Source organism: Shewanella frigidimarina (assembly GCF_003797125.1).
Lineage (GTDB): Bacteria > Pseudomonadota > Gammaproteobacteria > Enterobacterales > Shewanellaceae > Shewanella > Shewanella frigidimarina.
The window spans coordinates 228,364-246,190 of the sequence record NZ_RKKE01000004.1; the positions used below are offsets into that span (position 1 = coordinate 228,364).

At 41.6% G+C, this 17,827-nt stretch carries 15 protein-coding genes; 8 read left to right on the plus strand and 7 right to left on the minus strand.

Annotated elements, in window-relative coordinates; translation table 11 throughout:
* Positions 1-33 precede the first annotated feature (33 nt).
* The gene (locus EGC86_RS14655) at positions 34-1,626 is read left to right on the plus strand and encodes a sensor histidine kinase (RefSeq protein ID WP_123778046.1); all 1,593 of its coding nucleotides are present in this window, start codon (positions 34-36) and stop codon (positions 1,624-1,626) included.
* 10 nt (positions 1,627-1,636) lie between these two features.
* On the opposite strand, the gene tcdA is transcribed toward EGC86_RS14655, so the two are convergent.
* Positions 1,637-2,440 carry a tRNA cyclic N6-threonylcarbamoyladenosine(37) synthase TcdA gene (gene tcdA / locus EGC86_RS14660; protein ID WP_425376042.1) on the minus strand — a complete coding sequence of 268 codons (804 nt, stop codon included), beginning with the start codon at positions 2,438-2,440 and terminating at the stop codon, positions 1,637-1,639.
* A gap of 790 nt (positions 2,441-3,230) precedes the next feature.
* Here tcdA and EGC86_RS14665 point away from each other — a divergent pair.
* Entirely contained in the window at positions 3,231-4,274 is a 1,044-nt protein-coding gene (locus EGC86_RS14665; protein WP_011635991.1) for a porin, read from the plus strand.
* Between the two features lie 195 nt (positions 4,275-4,469).
* Here the strand turns inward: EGC86_RS14665 and EGC86_RS14670 are convergent, their stop codons facing one another.
* The 4 genes from EGC86_RS14670 to EGC86_RS14685 all read right to left on the minus strand — a co-directional run bounded on the left by EGC86_RS14670 (position 4,470) and on the right by EGC86_RS14685 (position 8,122).
* A complete protein-coding gene (locus EGC86_RS14670; RefSeq protein WP_123778047.1) occupies positions 4,470-4,787 on the minus strand; it encodes a putative quinol monooxygenase in 318 nt (105 codons plus the stop codon).
* A 96-nt stretch (positions 4,788-4,883) separates the two neighbouring features.
* Positions 4,884-5,348 (minus strand): GNAT family N-acetyltransferase, encoded by a 465-nt coding sequence (locus EGC86_RS14675; protein ID WP_123778048.1) that lies wholly within the window; start codon positions 5,346-5,348, stop codon positions 4,884-4,886.
* Positions 5,349-5,394: 46 nt separating this feature from the next.
* The gene (locus EGC86_RS14680; RefSeq protein ID WP_165871072.1) at positions 5,395-7,026 is read right to left on the minus strand and encodes a DHA2 family efflux MFS transporter permease subunit; all 1,632 of its coding nucleotides are present in this window, start codon (positions 7,024-7,026) and stop codon (positions 5,395-5,397) included.
* A gap of 1 nt (position 7,027) precedes the next feature.
* Positions 7,028-8,122, minus strand: coding sequence for an HlyD family secretion protein (locus EGC86_RS14685; protein ID WP_123778049.1), 1,095 nt, complete (start codon positions 8,120-8,122; stop codon positions 7,028-7,030).
* A gap of 96 nt (positions 8,123-8,218) precedes the next feature.
* Here EGC86_RS14685 and EGC86_RS14690 point away from each other — a divergent pair, with 96 nt between their 5' ends.
* Together EGC86_RS14690 and EGC86_RS21150 are read left to right on the plus strand one after the other, a co-directional pair.
* Complete coding sequence (locus EGC86_RS14690; RefSeq protein ID WP_123778050.1) at positions 8,219-9,157, plus strand: LysR family transcriptional regulator; 939 nt, start codon at positions 8,219-8,221, stop codon at positions 9,155-9,157.
* Between the two features lie 273 nt (positions 9,158-9,430).
* Positions 9,431-9,553 carry a hypothetical protein gene (locus EGC86_RS21150; protein WP_011635985.1) on the plus strand — a complete coding sequence of 41 codons (123 nt, stop codon included), beginning with the start codon at positions 9,431-9,433 and terminating at the stop codon, positions 9,551-9,553.
* Between the two features lie 530 nt (positions 9,554-10,083).
* Here EGC86_RS21150 and EGC86_RS14695 read toward each other — a convergent pair.
* Together EGC86_RS14695 and zntR are read right to left on the minus strand one after the other, a co-directional pair.
* A complete protein-coding gene (locus EGC86_RS14695; protein WP_123778051.1) occupies positions 10,084-11,619 on the minus strand; it encodes a permease in 1,536 nt (511 codons plus the stop codon).
* 2 nt (positions 11,620-11,621) lie between these two features.
* Positions 11,622-12,083 carry a Zn(2+)-responsive transcriptional regulator gene (zntR, locus tag EGC86_RS14700; protein ID WP_123778052.1) on the minus strand — a complete coding sequence of 154 codons (462 nt, stop codon included), beginning with the start codon at positions 12,081-12,083 and terminating at the stop codon, positions 11,622-11,624.
* Positions 12,084-12,390: 307 nt separating this feature from the next.
* Between zntR and purH the strand changes: the two genes are divergently transcribed.
* From purH to nhaC, 4 genes are all read left to right on the plus strand, one after another.
* Complete coding sequence (gene purH / locus EGC86_RS14705; RefSeq protein WP_123778053.1) at positions 12,391-13,980, plus strand: bifunctional phosphoribosylaminoimidazolecarboxamide formyltransferase/IMP cyclohydrolase; 1,590 nt, start codon at positions 12,391-12,393, stop codon at positions 13,978-13,980.
* 206 nt (positions 13,981-14,186) lie between these two features.
* Positions 14,187-15,488, plus strand: coding sequence for a phosphoribosylamine--glycine ligase (gene purD / locus EGC86_RS14710; RefSeq protein ID WP_123778054.1), 1,302 nt, complete (start codon positions 14,187-14,189; stop codon positions 15,486-15,488).
* 257 nt (positions 15,489-15,745) lie between these two features.
* Positions 15,746-15,964: a hypothetical protein gene (locus EGC86_RS14715; protein WP_011635980.1), complete on the plus strand. Its 219-nt coding sequence runs from the start codon at positions 15,746-15,748 to the stop codon at positions 15,962-15,964.
* A 359-nt stretch (positions 15,965-16,323) separates the two neighbouring features.
* Complete coding sequence (gene nhaC / locus EGC86_RS14720; RefSeq protein ID WP_102036166.1) at positions 16,324-17,823, plus strand: Na+/H+ antiporter NhaC; 1,500 nt, start codon at positions 16,324-16,326, stop codon at positions 17,821-17,823.
* Positions 17,824-17,827 lie beyond the last annotated feature (4 nt).

A 17,827-nucleotide genomic window follows, 5' to 3' on the forward strand; every position in this document is an offset into this window, starting at 1 on the left:
TTCTCCCTATTAATAAATCACAATGAAGATACTATGCTGATATCCATAAGACAGTTACTACAAAGTCCTATAGCACGAAAATTAACGCTTTCGATCATAATCTTTAGCTCTTTAATTACGCTAGTGACGACGGCTTATCAGCTCGTGAATGATTATCAAAATGATGTAAGTAGAATTGATCGCGTTTTTTCGAATATAGAGGCAGTAAATTTAGAAGTGCTGGCAGCCAGCATATGGGTAATAGATGAACATTTGATCGACACGCAACTCCGTGGTTTGAGTCAATTACCTGACATAAACTATATTTCTATCCGTGATGACAGTAATCAAGAATGGCATTTTGGTGAATATAAGAACACGGCTGTTATTGAGAAACAATATCCATTAATTTATACCAATAATGAAAACATTCCTGTTGGTACGCTCATCGTACAAGCCGATCTAAATGTCATTTATGATCGTTTGTATAATAAAGCAATACTGATTTTATTATCCAACGCGATCAAAACCTTCCTCGTAGCAGGTTTTATCTTGTTTCTAGTGTGGTTCAATGTGACCAAGCACCTTCGTCATTTAAGTAAATATTGTGATGATATTAGCTTAGACCACAACTTTACTCCCTTGGATTTTAATCGAAAGCCGCAACATGATGAATTCAGTTTAGTAGCAGATGCGGTTAATACTATGCAACGGCAAATCAGAGGCTCTTATCAAGCATTGCGCCAATCAAAAGTCGATCTCCAGCATGCTCTTGAAGATCGCGATCGTTTACTGTTGTTAGAACGCAGCTATAAAGATGAGCTCGCGCGCCAAGTTAAAGAACAAACCAAAGAACTTGAACAATCACTGCAAATGTTGAAACGAACTCAACAAGTACTTATAGAAAAAGAAAAAATGGCTGCATTAGGTGGCTTAGTTTCTGGCGTAGCCCATGAAATTAATACCCCTATTGGTATTTGCTTAACGGCTGCTAGCTCGCAATTGTCTCATATAGAAGAGTTGATCAAATTGATCCATAGCGATGATGCCACTTTAGAACAAATAAATGAAATTTTAGAGCAATATCAACAAAGCAGTCAGTTAATCGTCAGTAATATCACTCGTGCGAGTTATTTGATCCAACAATTTAAGTCTATTGCCGCAGAACAAAGCCATGAGCAAAACACGACCTTTAATTTGAGTCATCAATTACGCGATATTACTGATTCAACATTAATGATCTTTTCACCGCAAGAAGTCGAAATAACGATCAGTATTGATGAACAGTTGCAACTTAATAGTAATGCCAGTTTATTAAGCCAAGCGATTACTAATGTTGTATCAAATGCATTTTCACATGCATTTAAAGATGTTACTCAAGCAAAGATCCACATTAATGTCGTTACTGAGCCAGAGAGTATTCATATAGAAATTCAAAATAATGGCGCGGCTATTCCTAATGACATCGTCGAACATATTTTCGAACCCTTCTTCACTACAGCTCGTCATAAAGGAGGAGTAGGTTTAGGGCTCGCGGCAGCGTTTAACGCAGTGGCTCAGCTTAAAGGCAATATCAGTTATGTACCTATTTCACCACTTGGTGGGCCCATGTTCGTGATTAGCGTACCGAGATTACCAACAGCTTAGTTCAATGATGTTAAGCGGATTTAGCGGCTAATTTACTCAGCACACGGCTAACGGCAACAAACGCAAACGTTCCCGTTACCATGGTAATAGCACCAAAACCAGATGCGCAATCCATTCGCATACTGCCCTCTGCATCTGCTTTAGTGTTGCACACGCTGCCATCAGCTTGAGGGTAGACTAGATGTTGGGTCGAAAATACTGCATCGACAGCAAAGCGTCGTTGAATATTTTTAGTGAAATTATAATCTTTGCGTAATATGTTACGTACTTTTGCCAATAATGGATCTTGTACTGTTTTAGCCAAGTCAGTCACTTGAATAAGAGTCGGATCGGTTTGTCCACCAGCACCACCTATGGTCACTAGGGGAATTTTATTGCGCTTACACCAAGCAATTAATCCCGCTTTAGGCTTTACAGCATCAATACAGTCAACCACATAATCAATATTGCCACCTTGTGAGGTCGGCTTAAAATGTTCAGCAAGATTGTCTAAGGTAATAAAATCTTCTATTTCATTAATCATACACTCAGGATTAATTTCGCCAATGCGCTTTGCCATAACCTCAACTTTTGATTGGCCAATAGTCGAGGTTAATGCATGTATTTGGCGATTAGTATTGGTAACACAAATATCATCTAAATCAATTAGTGTAATCTGCCCTATACCACTTCTCGCTAACGCTTCGGCAACCCATGTACCGACACCACCAATGCCAACCACCACAACATGCGCCTGCGAAAAAGTCGTTAGTGCTGCTTGACCGTATAAACGGCCGACACCAGCAAAACGATGAGTATAAGATTCTGACAACATTAGTTACGCCTTAATTAACGACTATTTTCGCGGCCAATTTTATATGATTTATCCTCAAAGCTAAACGTTTGTCATGATTCACTCTAGATGAATTTGGTTAAGGAGGCTTTTTGGCTTAATAACAAGCACCGCATGCTCATATTCTTGGCTAGTAATTCAGCCCACTCGTTATGGCAAATAGGATAAAGTGATAAAATTAGTTTATTGCAGCTTAAATATCACATTAGCTATTGGTTAAACTCATCAAGATAGGTTGACCCTTTAATAGTGTAACTATGATAAGAACCATTTAACTCAGATAACATGACAAAGAGCCGTTTTATAACTGTCTATTACCCGAGTAGAAGCAGCTTGAGCTAAATATATTTATCTGCCAAAAAGATTCCGATCACAACAAACATTAAATCATGCTTAATTTTTAACCTTATTAGACTAAAGATATAAAATTTAACATCGAATATTCACAACAATTAAATTAACATGAGCTAAAATACATTTCTGCAACTTTTTGTGGTTGTGCGCTAGCCTATTTCTAATCAAATAGGAACATCCCTAAAGAGGTAGATCTACGCCATAATGTTATTTAATTATACAAATGGTCGCAGTTATCACAGATTTATACACAAATTTTCAAGTAGGCCCTGTTTATTTGATCTAGGCCACACTATGAAGTTATCAAATCTGTAAAAATCTGCACCAGCTTGTTACAGAATTGAATCTGCAACAAAGTTCACTAACTAAAACCATGAAAAATGGAATATAGAACATAACGTTCTAGGGAGCATGAAAGATGAAAAAAACCTTAATCTCTGCATCGGTAGCATCTGTACTTACATTAGTTTCTTTCGCTACACTTGCTGAAGGCCCAAGTTTCTATGGTCGTTTAGATTTAGCAGTATCGAATTCTGATCAAGGTGCCACTACTCAAAACCGTAAAGAAGGCACAGTATTAGAAAACAACTTTTCTAACTTGGGTGTTAAAGGTAGCGAGAAATTTGCTAACGGTATCGAACTGTTATACCAAATGGAATTCCAAGTTGAAAATACTACTCAAACTGAAGGTAAGAATGGCAGTGACGAAGTTGTATTTAAAGCACGTAACACATTCTTAGGTTTAAAAAGTGACGCTGGTACTGTGTTAGTAGGCCGTAACGATACGGTATTTAAACAGTCTGAAGGTGGCATCGATTTATTCGGTAACTTTAACGCCGATATCGATCGTATGATTGGCGGCCAGTTACGTAAAGCTGACGGTCTTTGGTACTACTCACCTGTTATTGGTGGTTTAGTCACATTAAACGCGACTTATTTAATGGAAGACAACTACACAGATGATGCTGGTAAAGAATCATATGATGATCAATATGCATTAAGTGCAACTCTTGGTGATAAAGGTCTTAAAGCACACCCTTACTACGTAGCTGCAGCTTATAACACTATTGGTGGCATTGATGCTTACCGTGGTGTGGCACAAGTTAAGCTAGGTGAGTTCAAGCTTGGTGGTTTATACCAAAACACTGAAAGCCAAACATCTGATCAAGAAGGTGATTCTTTCTTCCTTAACGTATCTTACAACCTAAACGGCGTAAACTTAAAAGCTGAATACGGTCAAGATGAAGCTGGTTTTGGTAGCTACTACAAAAATATTAAAGAAGCGACTGGTACAGACGTAAACATCACTCAAATTACTGTGGGTGCTGACTACCGTATTTCTAAGTCAACGTTAGTTTATGGTCACTATGCTATGTATGAAGGCGACCATAAAGTTGGTACTGCTACAGTTGATTTAGAAGATGACAACATCTTCACTGTCGGTGCTCGTTACGACTTCTAATCATTATGATATAAGAGCTTCGGCTTAACAGTATAAATGATTAAAAATGCCAGTCTGTATAGACTGGCATTTTTGTATCTGTAATCCAATGCTGAACTCTAGCGCTTCAAATCTAATCTTGACATCCAGAACTTGAAATTACAGCGCTTGAAAATTACAGCTCTCGAAATTGACGTACTTAACAGCTACCGCCAATTAAGCTATCACTTGATTAAACACTTCAACATGATGTGATTCAACCAACTCAGGCATTACATTGTGGAAATAATGCTGAATAGCATCTTTAGCGCAATGTTGATCAAACGCAGCACGATCGACAAACTTTTCCACAAAGGCAACTTTGTTGTCGTTATCTACACTGATATTCAATTCATAACGAATACAGCCAGATTCACGACGAGTATCAGGGATCAAGCTTGCCAATACCGCCACTAACTCATCACGTTTTCCTGCTTTCGCCACAAATTGAGCGACACAAACAATTTGCTGGCTATTAATTACATAATCTGACATCATTTTTCCTTAATAAGACCTACCCGAATCCAGAGAAATAACGACTCAACTCAAAGTTGATTATGCTATCTCTGAACCCAACGCTATTCATACCAATTAGCTATTATAGATTAACAACATATCAAGATGCTCTATACCGTCTTCAAGGTATACATCTGAATTAACTACAAACCCATGTTGTTGATAAAATTGGCGTAAATAATCTTGCGCCCCAATTTGAATATTGTCATTTGGCCAATGCTGTTTTGCAATAGCAATGGCACCTTGCATTAATTGATTCGCCACTCCTTGGCCACGAGCCGATTTAGCAACGGCAACACGGCCAATACTGGCTTGAGAATAACTGACGTTTGGGGCTAATATGCGACTATATGCAAGGATCTCACCTTGGTCATTTAGCCCAAGTAAGTGTCTTGCTTGCGGGTGTTTATCTTTACCATCTAATTCAGGATAAGGACAATTTTGCTCAACCACAAATACATCTACACGCAATTGCATTAACCCATAAAGCTGCTCTAAAGACAGTTCAGTAAAACCAGCATCTAGCCATGTTAATTTCATCTCTCACCTTAATTTATTGCTATCAATTAAAATAATACTAACATGATTAATGCATTTCATTAGGTTGATCTGTATCACTTTTAGCCGCAGGTTTACGGATCAATAAAACCGCCACAACCGCAATAAATAGAAAACATGCCATAATAAAAAACACATCATTATAGGCTTGTATATATGCTTGTTGTGACATATTTTTAGCAAGTAAAGCATAGGCTTGTGAGTTAGCACTCACCGCATCAGAACCCGCTGTTTGCAGTATCGAACTGGTATGCTGAATATAGTTGTAAGCCTGGGAGCTGACAGCCGGCAACGTTTCTTTAATATGGGCCAAATGAACTCGGGCTAAATTATCAGTTAAGGTTGCAACCAGCGCGATACCAAAAGCCCCACCTAAATTACGCATAACATTGAGTACCGTCGATGCAGAAGCATTTTCATGTGCTTGAAGATGCATTGTCGCCAAAATACCAATAGGTACTAAAATAAACGGCTGCCCTAACGCCCGTACTATTTGCGAAGCAATCATCTGATCGCCTGCGAAATCAATGGTCATATGGCTATTCATATAATAGCTGGTCGCAAATAAAGCAAATCCAAGTGCTGCCAAATATCGCGGATCAAACTTCTGCATTAATTTAGGCACTAATGGCAGTACGAGTAACTGCGGGAAGCCCATCCACATAATGACTTCACCAATTTCTAACGGGGTATAATCATGAATTTGTGATAAATACAGCGGGATCATGTAGATCGCCCCAAACAACGCCATACCCAGTAAGAAATACGCCACAGTGGATAAAGCAAAATCTCGCTGCGCAAGCAGACGAATATTCACTAATGGCTGAGCTTTACGTAATTGGATCCAAATAAATAAACTGATATTAACCGCGGCAATAATGGCAAGATTACGAATAAGATCTGACCCAAACCAGTCTTTACGATTGCCCTCTTCTAACACGACTTCTAAACAGCCCATACCCAACGCCATGGTAACAATGCCAGAATAATCGGCGTCTTTTAACTTGTCCCAAATAATCGGTTTGCGCTCTAAACCATAAGCCAACATCGCCATCACTAATAAACCTGGCGGAACATTAATATAAAATAAATAGTGCCAGCTAAATTGTTCGGTTAACCAACCTCCTAATGTTGGCCCAATAGAAGGCGCAAATGTTGCGGTTACTCCAAACAGAGCCATACCCATGGCGCGTTTGTCGTCGGGTAAAAACTCAAGAATTAATCGAAAAGCTAACGGAATTAATGCCCCGCCAAAAAAACCCTGCAAGGCACGAAAAGCGATCATCGACTCAAGGTTCCAAGACATTGAGCACAATACAGAGGCAACGATAAAGGCAGCAGTAGTCCACAGTAAGTAACGACGAGTAGATAAACCAGTACTTAACCAACCAGATAAAGGAATGGCAATCATCTCGGCTACTAAATAAGCAGTGGCAATCCAGCTACTCTCTTCTAGCGTCGCCCCTAAACTGCCCTGAATCTCTTTCATCGACGCGTTGGTGATTTGAATATCCAAAATCGCCATAAAGGCACCGATTAAACCGCCAGCAACAGCAATCCAAGAACGTGTGCTACCGCGCTGATAACCGGTCGGTTTATCATCCACAGTACTTACAGGGCCGACTTGCGATGCATCTGCCTCAGTGGCTGACTGGTTCATATTAATGCCCTGCAGTCACAGATGTTGCTTGAACAGCAGATGCCTTAGCAAGCTCATGAGATTGAGTTGCTGACTTTGTATCAACCTCAACCAAGGCACTTAAGCCAGGTAAAATACGCCCAATTGCAGATGAGGGTTGATCATGTTCAAGACGAATACGCACCGGAATACGTTGAACAATTTTGGTAAAGTTACCCGTCGCATTCTCTGCGGGTAACAAGCTAAATTTAGAACCCGATGCAGGTGCTAAACTGTCGATAAATCCGCTAAACACATCATCAGGATAAGCATCTAAACTCACCTTAACGGCTTGTCCGGCTTGCATGTGCTCAATTTGAGTTTCTTTAAAGTTAGCCGTAATCCACACTTGTGCATCTGGCACTAGGCTAAACAATGCTTGTCCAGGTTGAACATACTGGCCCACCATTGCGCCACGCTTACCTATAATCCCTGAAAACGGTGCCGTAACACGTGTATCAACCAATTGAATATTGGCCAACTCGACACTGGCCATTGCCTGATCGACATCCGCTTGTACTTGTAATAATTGCGCGTTAAATACCGACAATTCACGCTGCTTAGCCACTAATGCAGCTTGCGCCTCATCGACATGAGCTGATGCTGAATCGAAACCAGCCTGAAGTTGGTCAACATCATTTTGTGAACTGTAATTACTGATTTTTAATTTCTGTGAACGCTTCAACTGTTGTTGAGCAATTAACTGCTCTGACTGTGAGGCCACAACGGTTGCCTTAGCTTGGTTAATTAATGCTTGCTGTAAATCAACCTTTGCGGCCAAGGTTTGCAAGTTTGCTTGGGTACTCGCTAGCACAGCTTTGCTTTGAGCCAGCTTAGCAACAAACTGACTGTCTTCCAGTTGAGCCAGTAGTTCACCTTTGTTGACATGTTGATTATCAACCACAGCAGACTGCACAATGTAGCCGGGGACTTTTACACTGATATTTGAAATATCAGCCTCAACATACGCATTGTCCGTTGACTCGATATATCGAACTTGTGACCACCAATAAACGCCTGCAACAACTAACACAACGATAATACTTGGCACTAACACTAACCGCTTATTGATAGACATATTTGACTCCTAATTTATTCTGCTCTAGTTTACTACTGTTTCCTTAAGTTTATTAGATAGTAAAAATTCAACCCACTGTTTCACAGGTGTAACAATATGGATCTCAACCGCGTTCAAATATTCTCGCAAGTAGTAGAACAAGGCAGTTTTACCGGTGCAGCCAAGGCGCTGGGGATAACCAAAGCCACTGTGAGTCGTAAAATCGCAGATCTAGAAGCAGATGCTGGTGTGCAATTACTGTTTCGCACCACAAGGTCATTGAAACTCACTGAAGCGGGTTCGAGCTATTACCATCGCATCAGTAAAATTTTACAAGATTTACAAAACGCCGAAGATCTTCTCAGCGCGAGCCAGCAAGACATCAAAGGCAACTTAAAAGTGATTTGCCCTATCGAGCTAGGACAATTATTTTTAGGTCGTATCCTTGCCCGGTTTCTGGCGGCTTACCCCAATATCACCATTAATGCAGAACTGACTAACCGTAAAATTGATGTGATTGAAGAAGGGGTCGATTTTCTATTTCAAATTACTGAACAGCATGATCCTAAGCTGCAAAGCTACTCGTTAGTCACTGCCAGCAGGCTGTTAATGGCAAGCCCAACTTACCTTGAGCGTCATGGCACACCACAAATACCGCAAGATTTAATGATCCATACCGCAATTAAATTACAGTCGGCCCATATTAATGGTGGCTGGCGTATTTTTGATGGTAACCAATGGCTTGATCTTGATCCCCCTGCGCAGCTAAAAGTCAATAATGTCACCTTTGCCCGAGAAGCTGCAATTGAAGGCTTAGGCATTACTGCGGTACCGGTTTTTATTGCACAAGAAGCCATAGACAGTAAGCAACTGATACCAATACTAGAAGACTTTCCAATGATGCAAACCAAGGTCACCCTGAGCTTTCCGCAGCGTGTGTATTTACCCCGAAAATACCGAGTGTTTGTAGAGTTTTTATATGCAGCTCTGTTTGAGCATTGGGGTGAAGGCGTGCTCGAAATTCCCGATTTTGTTCACCAAAGCAATCATAATTAAAGATGAGTTTTTAAGCACAAAATAATCTATAGAATAAATAGATATTTTTTACTGACTAGGTGCTAATATCAACTCAATCAGGTGATTAATTTAGATCATAGAGGTAAGTTTTCGCACATCATTAATTCGCAATATCAATGATAAGTTTGGTTCAGTAAATTGTTCAAAGGCTAAGTCAGTATTTAAGTGGCTGATTAATTTTGGTTCATTCGATACTAACAACACAAATTACCATTTATTAGTCACGTGTTATGCGTGCTAGGAGTCATACAAATGAGCAAAGAACGTAATAATTCAAAAGAAGCGAAGAAAAAACCGGCATTATCTTTAAAAGAGAAACGTGCGGTTAAGCAATCGAAAAATTCACCTGAAAATTTTGCCAGTAAGATCAAATAATTTACACGTCGTTTAACAAGTAAATAGCTTGATGTAGACATACTGAGCACATAAAAATACCGAGCTAATTGCTCGGTATTTTTGTTTGGAGCCTATTTATTAGCACCCTACTTAACAGAATATTAATTAAAATCGCTCTAGCCACTTTATCCCAAACGACTCAACAGAAAATAAACCAACTAGCGAATGGTAAAAGCCTAGCGCAAATGTCGACTTGGGCAGATAAAATCAGTTCCGTTAAAACTTAAGATCGCGCTGCGCAATGGTATTACATTTAAATTAAAGACGATGAAAGGTGGAAAACGGTTAAATGTAACCCAAATAGCGATATCATCGAAAGTTTACCGCGATTTGGAAAAACATTAAGGCTTGCCGAAAAACTCAACGCTATTTTTACCTAGCACTATTGTTAACTAGCTCTAATGTTAACAGGGCCATCCGCAATATTTTACCCTGATAAAAAGCCAGTGACATTTATCACTGGCTACCATATGCACTTAACTCGCTTTGATTAACCCATTTGGCTTAACTTATGAGCAACAGCCTTTCTCTTTATTACCTTTAGGGATCATATCCCACAGTACTTTGGCCATTAACACCGCCAGCACAATACCAGATATAGCCACTACACCTTGCGGTAATAAAGCATGCTCTTCGCCAATCTGCGGCATCACTTCAAAACCAAATGTATCCACTAAGTAATTAACTAGTACACCAAAAACTAACGCCACACCGATAACGCCACCTAAGTAACCATATAATGCACGCTTGCCTAACTCTTCAGTCACCACGCCTAAGGTTGCAATATTGGTTGCAGGGCCTGCCATCATAAATACCAGTACCGCGCCGGGTGACACCCCTGCTAATAGCAAGCCTGCAGCAATAGGCGTTGAAGCCGTAGCACAGATATACATCGGGATCGACACCAAAACCATCACTAACATCGCCAGAATGCCGTCGCCCCATTTGACTAAAAAGTCAGCTGGTACATAAGTCTGCACGATGGCGGCAAAAAATAACCCAACTAATAACCACAAGGTAGTGTCTTTCACTAAATCCGTTGCGGCGTAATGCAAACCCGATAACACACGGCTGAATACACTGTTGTTCTTCAACTCTGTTGCCATATCTTGAGTCGATGCACAGCAGCTGGCTTCATCACTACTTTCACTTGTTGCTGGGTTTACTGTCGTTGCTGTGCTGCAACAGCTTGTCGATATCGCTTCGACCTTTGGCTCAGCTTTGCTACTGCAGCAACTTGATGTAACGGTTGCAGCTGGTGTTTCGTCTTTTATTAGGTCATCTTTTGCTTTTGTGCTGCAACAGGCAGCAGGTGCAGACTCGGCTGGTTTATCCGCAGCTTTACTACCACAGCAACTGCTTTGCTTTACTTGCGAACGACTGCCACCGATTGATTGCGCTGCTGTCATCGGGCTCAATATCGATCCTGAATTAACTGATTCTGCTTTAATCGCTGTCATTTTCACGCTAGCATTTTGCATAGTGCTAGTGGTTGTTTTACCTGTAGATGTAGTTTCAGAGCTAGCTTCTGCGCTGGCGTCCGAGCTTGCAGTTGATTTGGATCCACAGCATGATGATACCGGCTTGGCACTCGCTGATGAATCAGTGGCCGTTTTCGCTTTAGCAGATGTTGACGCAGGAATACCATCATCGTCATCACGGCCCACTAATAAACCCGCCACTATCGCGCTAGTAATCGCCGCTATCGGACGCACTATCGCCATAAAAGGCCCGAGTAATACATAGGATACGGTAATTGAGTCAACGCCAGTTTCGGGTGTAGACACTAAAAAAGAGGTTGTAGCGGCTTTTGAGGCGCCAGCTCGACGTAAACCAACTGCTGCGGGGATAACACCACACGAACACAGAGGTAAAGGCGCACCTAATAATGCCGCCTTCACCACCGTTTTCATTCCATGGCCGCCGAGTTGCTTTTGCATCCATGCCATCGGCACAAATACCTTTAACAAACCTGCCAGCACTAAGCCCAGTAACAACCAAGGGGCAGACTCTAAAAATAAATGAAGGAAATTGGTCAATAACATACTTAATCCTTATGACCCAAATTAGCAAAATGATGATGTTCTTTTTTAGCAATAATATGCTTGTCTGACGACTCTAACGCTTCGAGTATCGAGCAATGCTCGGCGCTATCAGGGCCACCACAACAGGTATTCGATAAACTTTTTAGCGATGTTGCAAAGTGTTGTAACTCTGCCAGTTTGGCTTCCACTTGCTCAAGCTTGGTATCAACCAAACCTTTAACGTCTGCACATGCACGATTGGACTTGTCCACTTCTATAGATAATAAGTCGGCAATATCGTTAAGCGAGAAACCAACCGCTTTAGCGCGTAATATAAACTTGAGCCGTTCAGAGTCAGCTTGGTTGTATAACCGATACCCAGAATCAGAGCGACTTGAAGGTGATAACAAACCATGCTTTTCGTAAAACCGTAATGTGTCTGCTTTAATGTCATACAAAGCAGAAAGTTCGCCTATTCGATACATATGTTAACTCACCATCATGATCTGAATTTTACCTGAGTATAAACCTTGGAGTTTAATCCAAGGTCAAGGGTTATTGGATGATTATTTTTGCGTACCTTTGTTCTTATTTCAATATTGTGAAATCACACAGAAAAAACACCCAATAGAAGCGGTTTACGATAAAATACGCCCGCCTGATCACAACACAGTAAGCCTCGACGGTGTTAAGCAATCTAAAAAACACTATGAGGGACTTTGGTAAAGCAGACTTTAATTGACTCTGTTTTACTAAAGCTCCTTAAAATCAAACTAGCGGACCTGTACCTACATGAATAATGTCAGACCAATTCGTCGCGCGCTATTAAGCGTATCAGATAAAACTGGAATTCTTGAGTTTGCACAAGCGCTGCATGCACAAGGTGTTGAACTCTTATCAACTGGCGGTACTGCAAAGTTACTTGCAGACAATAATATCCCGGTAATGGAAGTGTCTGACTACACGGGTCACCCAGAAATTATGGATGGCCGTGTTAAAACCCTACACCCAAAAATTCACGGTGGCATTCTAGCTCGCCGCGGTATTGACGAAATCGTCATGGAACAAAACGCCATTAAGCCTATCGACTTAGTTGCGGTTAACTTATACCCATTTGCTGAAACCGTTGCAAAACCAGGTTGCACCTTAGCGGACGCTGTTGAGAACATCGACATTGGCGGCCCAACCATGGTGCGTTCTACGGCTAAAAACCACAAAGACACAACAATAGTCGTTAACGCTAAAGATTACGGCCGCGTGATTGCAGAAATGCAAGCCAACAACGGCAGCACTACTTTAGAGACGCGTTTTGACTTAGCCATTGCCGCCTTTGAACATACCGCAGCGTATGACGGCATGATTGCTAACTACTTTGGTACTATGGTGCCAGCGCACAGTAACGACGAATGTCATGACGATTCAACGTTCCCACGTACTTTCAACAGTCAGTTTGTCAAAAAACAAGACTTACGTTACGGTGAAAACAGCCACCAAAAAGCGGCGTTTTATGTCGATACGCAAATTGATGAAGCTTCAGTTGCCAGTGCGATTCAGCTACAAGGTAAGGCTTTGTCTTACAACAATATCGCTGATACCGATTCAGCTCTTGAATGTGTAAAAGAATTCGAAGGCCCAGCCTGCGTTATCGTTAAGCACGCCAACCCTTGTGGTGTGGCATTAGGCGCTAACTTATTAGAAGCTTACGACCGCGCATTTAAAACCGACCCAACATCAGCCTTTGGTGGCATCATTGCCTTTAACCAAGAGTTAGATGCACAAACGGCGCAAGCCATTGTTGACCGTCAGTTTGTTGAAGTCATCATTGCCCCTAAAGTTAGCCAAGCCGCACGCGACATCATTGCTGCTAAAGCCAACGTGCGTTTATTAGAATGTGGTGAGTGGAATACTAAAACCACAACGCTTGATTACAAACGTGTTAATGGTGGCTTGTTAATACAAGACCGCGATCAAGGCATGGTGAACTTAGAAGACGTTAAAGTCGTGTCTAAGCGTCAACCAACTGCTGAACAGTTAAAAGACTTAATGTTCTGCTGGAAAGTGGCTAAGTTTGTTAAATCTAACGCCATTGTTTACGCTAAAGACGGCATGACTATCGGTGTCGGAGCAGGCCAAATGAGCCGCGTATATTCAGCTAAAATAGCGGGTATAAAAGCTGCCGATGAAGGCCTAGTGGTTGAAAATTCAGTAATGGCATCTGACGCTTTCTTCCCATTCCGTGATGGTATCGACGCAGCAGCAGCGGCAGGTATTAGCTGCATCATTCAACCGGGCGGTTCAATTCGCGATGAAGAAATCATCGCCGCAGCAGACGAGCACGGTATGGCAATGGTGTTTACTGGCATGCGTCACTTCCGCCACTAAGCAACGCTAATATCAAATATGGGTATCGCTTATCACTCATGCTTTTGCAAAAATAGATAACAAGCGATACTTTTTAAATTTTGTTTAAACGAATTAGAGCATAGCTATTTTTTCTAGTTCAATGAAAGCACGCGCAGCTTATAAGTATAAGTGAGCATGCTTGAAGCAGAAATAGAGAACATAGCGCAGCTATAAAAGGATTGAAGATGCAGGTACTTATAATTGGTGGCGGCGGTCGTGAACATGCTCTAGCTTGGAAAGCGGCTCAGTCAGCTCAAGTAACAAAAGTGTTTGTTGCACCCGGTAATGCTGGTACGTCTTTAGAACCTAAGTTAGAAAACGTGGCTATTGATGTTGAACAAATTGACGCACTTGTCACCTTTGCCAAAGATAACGCCATCGCAATTACCATCGTCGGCCCAGAAGTGCCATTATCACTAGGCGTAGTTGATGCGTTTAATGCTGCAGGCTTACCTATTTTTGGCCCAACTAAAGGCGCGGCACAGCTTGAATCTTCAAAAGCGTTCACCAAAGACTTTTTAGCGCGCCACAACATTCCTACTGCTGATTACTCAAACTTCACTGAGATTGCACCGGCTAAAGCTTATTCGGCAATATTAACCGCTAAAACGGGTTTCCCAGTCGTGATTAAAGCCGACGGTTTAGCAGCAGGTAAAGGTGTGATTATCGCAGCTAACCAAGTTGAAGCGGATGCCGCGATTGATGACATGCTCGCGGGTAATAAGTTTGGTGATGCCGGTTCACGCGTAGTGATTGAAGAGTTTTTAAAAGGTGAAGAAGCCAGTTTTATCGTAATGGTAGACGGCAAAAACATTCTTGCTATGGCCACCAGCCAAGACCATAAAGCTCGCGACAATGCAGACCAAGGCCCTAACACTGGCGGCATGGGTGCGTACTCACCAGCTCCTGTGGTAACACAAGCGGTACACGATTGGACTATCGCTAATGTCATTCGCCCAACAGTTGATGGCATGGCAGCTGAAGGTAATGTTTACACTGGCTTTTTATATGCAGGGTTAATGATTGCACCAGATGGCAGCGCCAAAGTACTTGAATACAATTGCCGCTTTGGCGACCCAGAAACCCAGCCAATTATGATGCGTTTGCAGTCAGATATCGTTGAACTTTGTTTAGCCGCAACTCGTGGAGAATTAGACAAAGTCACAGCAGAGTTTGACTCACGTGCAGCAGTAGGTGTTGTCATGGCAGCTGGCGGTTATCCAGATGCTTACAATAAAGGCGATGTGATTGACGGCCTAACCCTTGGCGACACTAATGGTAAAGTGTTCCATGCAGGAACAAGTATGAAAGATGGCCATGTGGTGACTAACGGCGGCCGCGTATTATGCGCTACTGCTCTGGGCAACACAGTAACCGAAGCCCAGCAAGCCGCTTACGATTTAGTGGATGCCATCCATTGGGATGACGTGTACTTCCGTACTGATATAGCTTACCGCGCCATTGCTCGTGAACAAGCTAAAACCTAATAGTAGATTTGGTTTTAGCTTGTTAGAAAATCCCTTTGATGGCAACAACATCACAGGGATTTTTTATATCCGCTTGTAACGCAAAAGATTAATTACTGTTTACATTATCCATAACCCGCAACTTTTATGATTTAGATCACAAAAATGACCCTGATCAAGGCGCAAGCTAGTAACTGAAAAGGAGTGTGATTACCTTGGCTGTTATTCAAACTCCTGAACTTTAGATAACGTACTCGTAATGATTATTGGAGGATAAAATGAAAGTTAATACTAGCGACCTGATTTATCAAGGTGAAAAAGCCGGAGTGCATAATTGGGACACCTTCTCGGGCACCTCTTTCTATTGGCATCCAGATTGGTTACATATTGCAGAAGATATGACAGGCCATAAAGCCCTAGAAAAAATTGATATTCCTCAAGGTGAAGCCACTAAAGCTGATGCCGAAAAGGCCATCTTAAAACATTTAAATAAATAACTGGCTTAATATTGTCATTAATAGCCATAAATTGCGTCCAAAGAACGATCAAATCTGCACGTTTTTATGAGGATACTTCTGGTCCCACTAGATATCCTCAGCGGCTATTTATTCACATTAACCGACCTATTTGACATATATAACCACGCAAAGTAATTAACCAAGCATACGATTGAAAAGCTGCAACAATCTCCCCATCAATAAATTATTACTCAAGCCTAACAATGTTCGACTTAACAGGCATTTTTATGTCAGGATGTGCTTCTGTTACAAATAAGTTACTAACTTATTATGATAACACTTAGCCAACTCACACGAATGAGATATTGGTCAAAAATAATAACAACAAAGGAAGTAGTATGTCTCAATCGGCGTCGTTCAAACCGTCTTCATCGGAACACAAGCAACCCAGCTTACTTGATGCACTAATCCCCGTTTTTGCTCTTATTCTTATGCTCGCGGCAGCGGTTTATCTGTTTTCTTCAGACAGTTCATCAGGCGCCAATCAAATCGCATTAGTGTTAGCGGCATGTATTGCGATGATAATCGGTTATAAAAATGGTTATAGCTGGAATCAAATGGAGCGAGGTATCGTCAAAAGTATTGGAGTGGCGACCGGTGCTTTATTAATTCTATTCAGCGTAGGTTCGCTCATTGGTACGTGGATTTTAGCCGGTACAGTTCCGACGATGATTTATTATGGTATGCAAATCCTTAACCCAGACTACTTTTATACTGCCTGCTGTTTATTGTGTGCGGTGGTTGCACTGAGTATTGGTAGCTCGTGGACTGTTGCAGGCACCTTAGGTATTGCCTTAGTCGGTATTTCGTCTGCTATGGGACTAGACGTTAACATTACTGCTGGCGCTATTATCAGTGGCGCCTATTTTGGCGACAAAATGTCGCCAATGTCTGACACCACAAACCTTGCACCTGCTGTTGCAGGAACGGACATTTTTAGCCATATCCGCCACATGACCTGGACCACTGTGCCGAGCATTATCATTGCCCTTATTGGCTTTACTTTTTTAGGCCTTACAGCAGATGTGGTACCAATTGAAAATCAACTCACCGATACATTGGCTTTATTGGATAAAACCTACAGCCCAGGAATACATTTATTGATCCCGTTATTAGTGGTGTTGTATTTAGCTAACCGCAAAATGCCAGCGTTTCCAACGGTCATATTAGGTACGTTAGCTGGCGCGGTATGCGCTGCATTATTTCAGTTTGATAACGTGATTGCCTTTGTACACGACGACACATTATTGCCAATGGTCGCGTTAGTGAAAGGTTTATGGATAGCCATGTTTGACGGCTATGTCGCTAACACGGGCGATGAGGTATTAGATAATCTATTGAGTCGTGGTGGCATGAGCAGCATGGTAACAACGGTTTGGCTTATTCTGTGTGCGATGGCATTTGGCGGCGTGATGGAAGTCACCGGATTATTAAATCGTATTTTAGAAAGTATTCTTACCGTCGTCACTGGCACGGCCAGCTTGATTATTACTACTCTTGGTGTGTGTATTGGCGCTAACATCATTACTGCCGATCAATATATTGCCATTGTACTGCCAGGCAGAATGTTAAAGGTGGAATACACTCGCCGTAAGTTGGCCGCAGTTAATTTAAGCCGCACGTTAGAAGACTCAGCAACAGTAACCAGTCCGCTAGTGCCTTGGAATACCTGTGGTGCCTTTATGGCCAGTACACTTGGCGTAGCCACTATCGCTTACCTACCTTATGCTTTCTTTAACTTAGTGTGTCCGTTTATCAGTGCATCTTATGCTTATTTCAATTTCAAAATTGAGCCTTTAGACGAAACTAAAATAAGCACTGGCGAAGTCGTTGGTTAATTAA

Coding starts and splice junctions, on each gene's coding strand:
- EGC86_RS14685 (WP_123778049.1), bottom strand. CDS start 8,122: ATGTCTATCAATAAGCGGTTAGTGTTAGTGCCAAGTATTATCGTTGTG.
- EGC86_RS14670 (WP_123778047.1), bottom strand. CDS start 4,787: ATGTCAGATTATGTAATTAATAGCCAGCAAATTGTTTGTGTCGCTCAA.
- EGC86_RS14695 (WP_123778051.1), bottom strand. CDS start 11,619: ATGTTATTGACCAATTTCCTTCATTTATTTTTAGAGTCTGCCCCTTGG.
- EGC86_RS14655 (WP_123778046.1), top strand. CDS start 34: ATGCTGATATCCATAAGACAGTTACTACAAAGTCCTATAGCACGAAAA.
- nhaC (WP_102036166.1), top strand. CDS start 16,324: ATGTCTCAATCGGCGTCGTTCAAACCGTCTTCATCGGAACACAAGCAA.
- EGC86_RS14715 (WP_011635980.1), top strand. CDS start 15,746: ATGAAAGTTAATACTAGCGACCTGATTTATCAAGGTGAAAAAGCCGGA.
- purH (WP_123778053.1), top strand. CDS start 12,391: ATGAATAATGTCAGACCAATTCGTCGCGCGCTATTAAGCGTATCAGAT.
- EGC86_RS14680 (WP_165871072.1), bottom strand. CDS start 7,026: ATGAACCAGTCAGCCACTGAGGCAGATGCATCGCAAGTCGGCCCTGTA.
- EGC86_RS14665 (WP_011635991.1), top strand. CDS start 3,231: ATGAAAAAAACCTTAATCTCTGCATCGGTAGCATCTGTACTTACATTA.
- purD (WP_123778054.1), top strand. CDS start 14,187: ATGCAGGTACTTATAATTGGTGGCGGCGGTCGTGAACATGCTCTAGCT.
- tcdA (WP_425376042.1), bottom strand. CDS start 2,440: ATGTTGTCAGAATCTTATACTCATCGTTTTGCTGGTGTCGGCCGTTTA.
- EGC86_RS14675 (WP_123778048.1), bottom strand. CDS start 5,348: ATGAAATTAACATGGCTAGATGCTGGTTTTACTGAACTGTCTTTAGAG.
- EGC86_RS21150 (WP_011635985.1), top strand. CDS start 9,431: ATGAGCAAAGAACGTAATAATTCAAAAGAAGCGAAGAAAAAACCGGCA.
- EGC86_RS14690 (WP_123778050.1), top strand. CDS start 8,219: ATGGATCTCAACCGCGTTCAAATATTCTCGCAAGTAGTAGAACAAGGC.
- zntR (WP_123778052.1), bottom strand. CDS start 12,083: ATGTATCGAATAGGCGAACTTTCTGCTTTGTATGACATTAAAGCAGAC.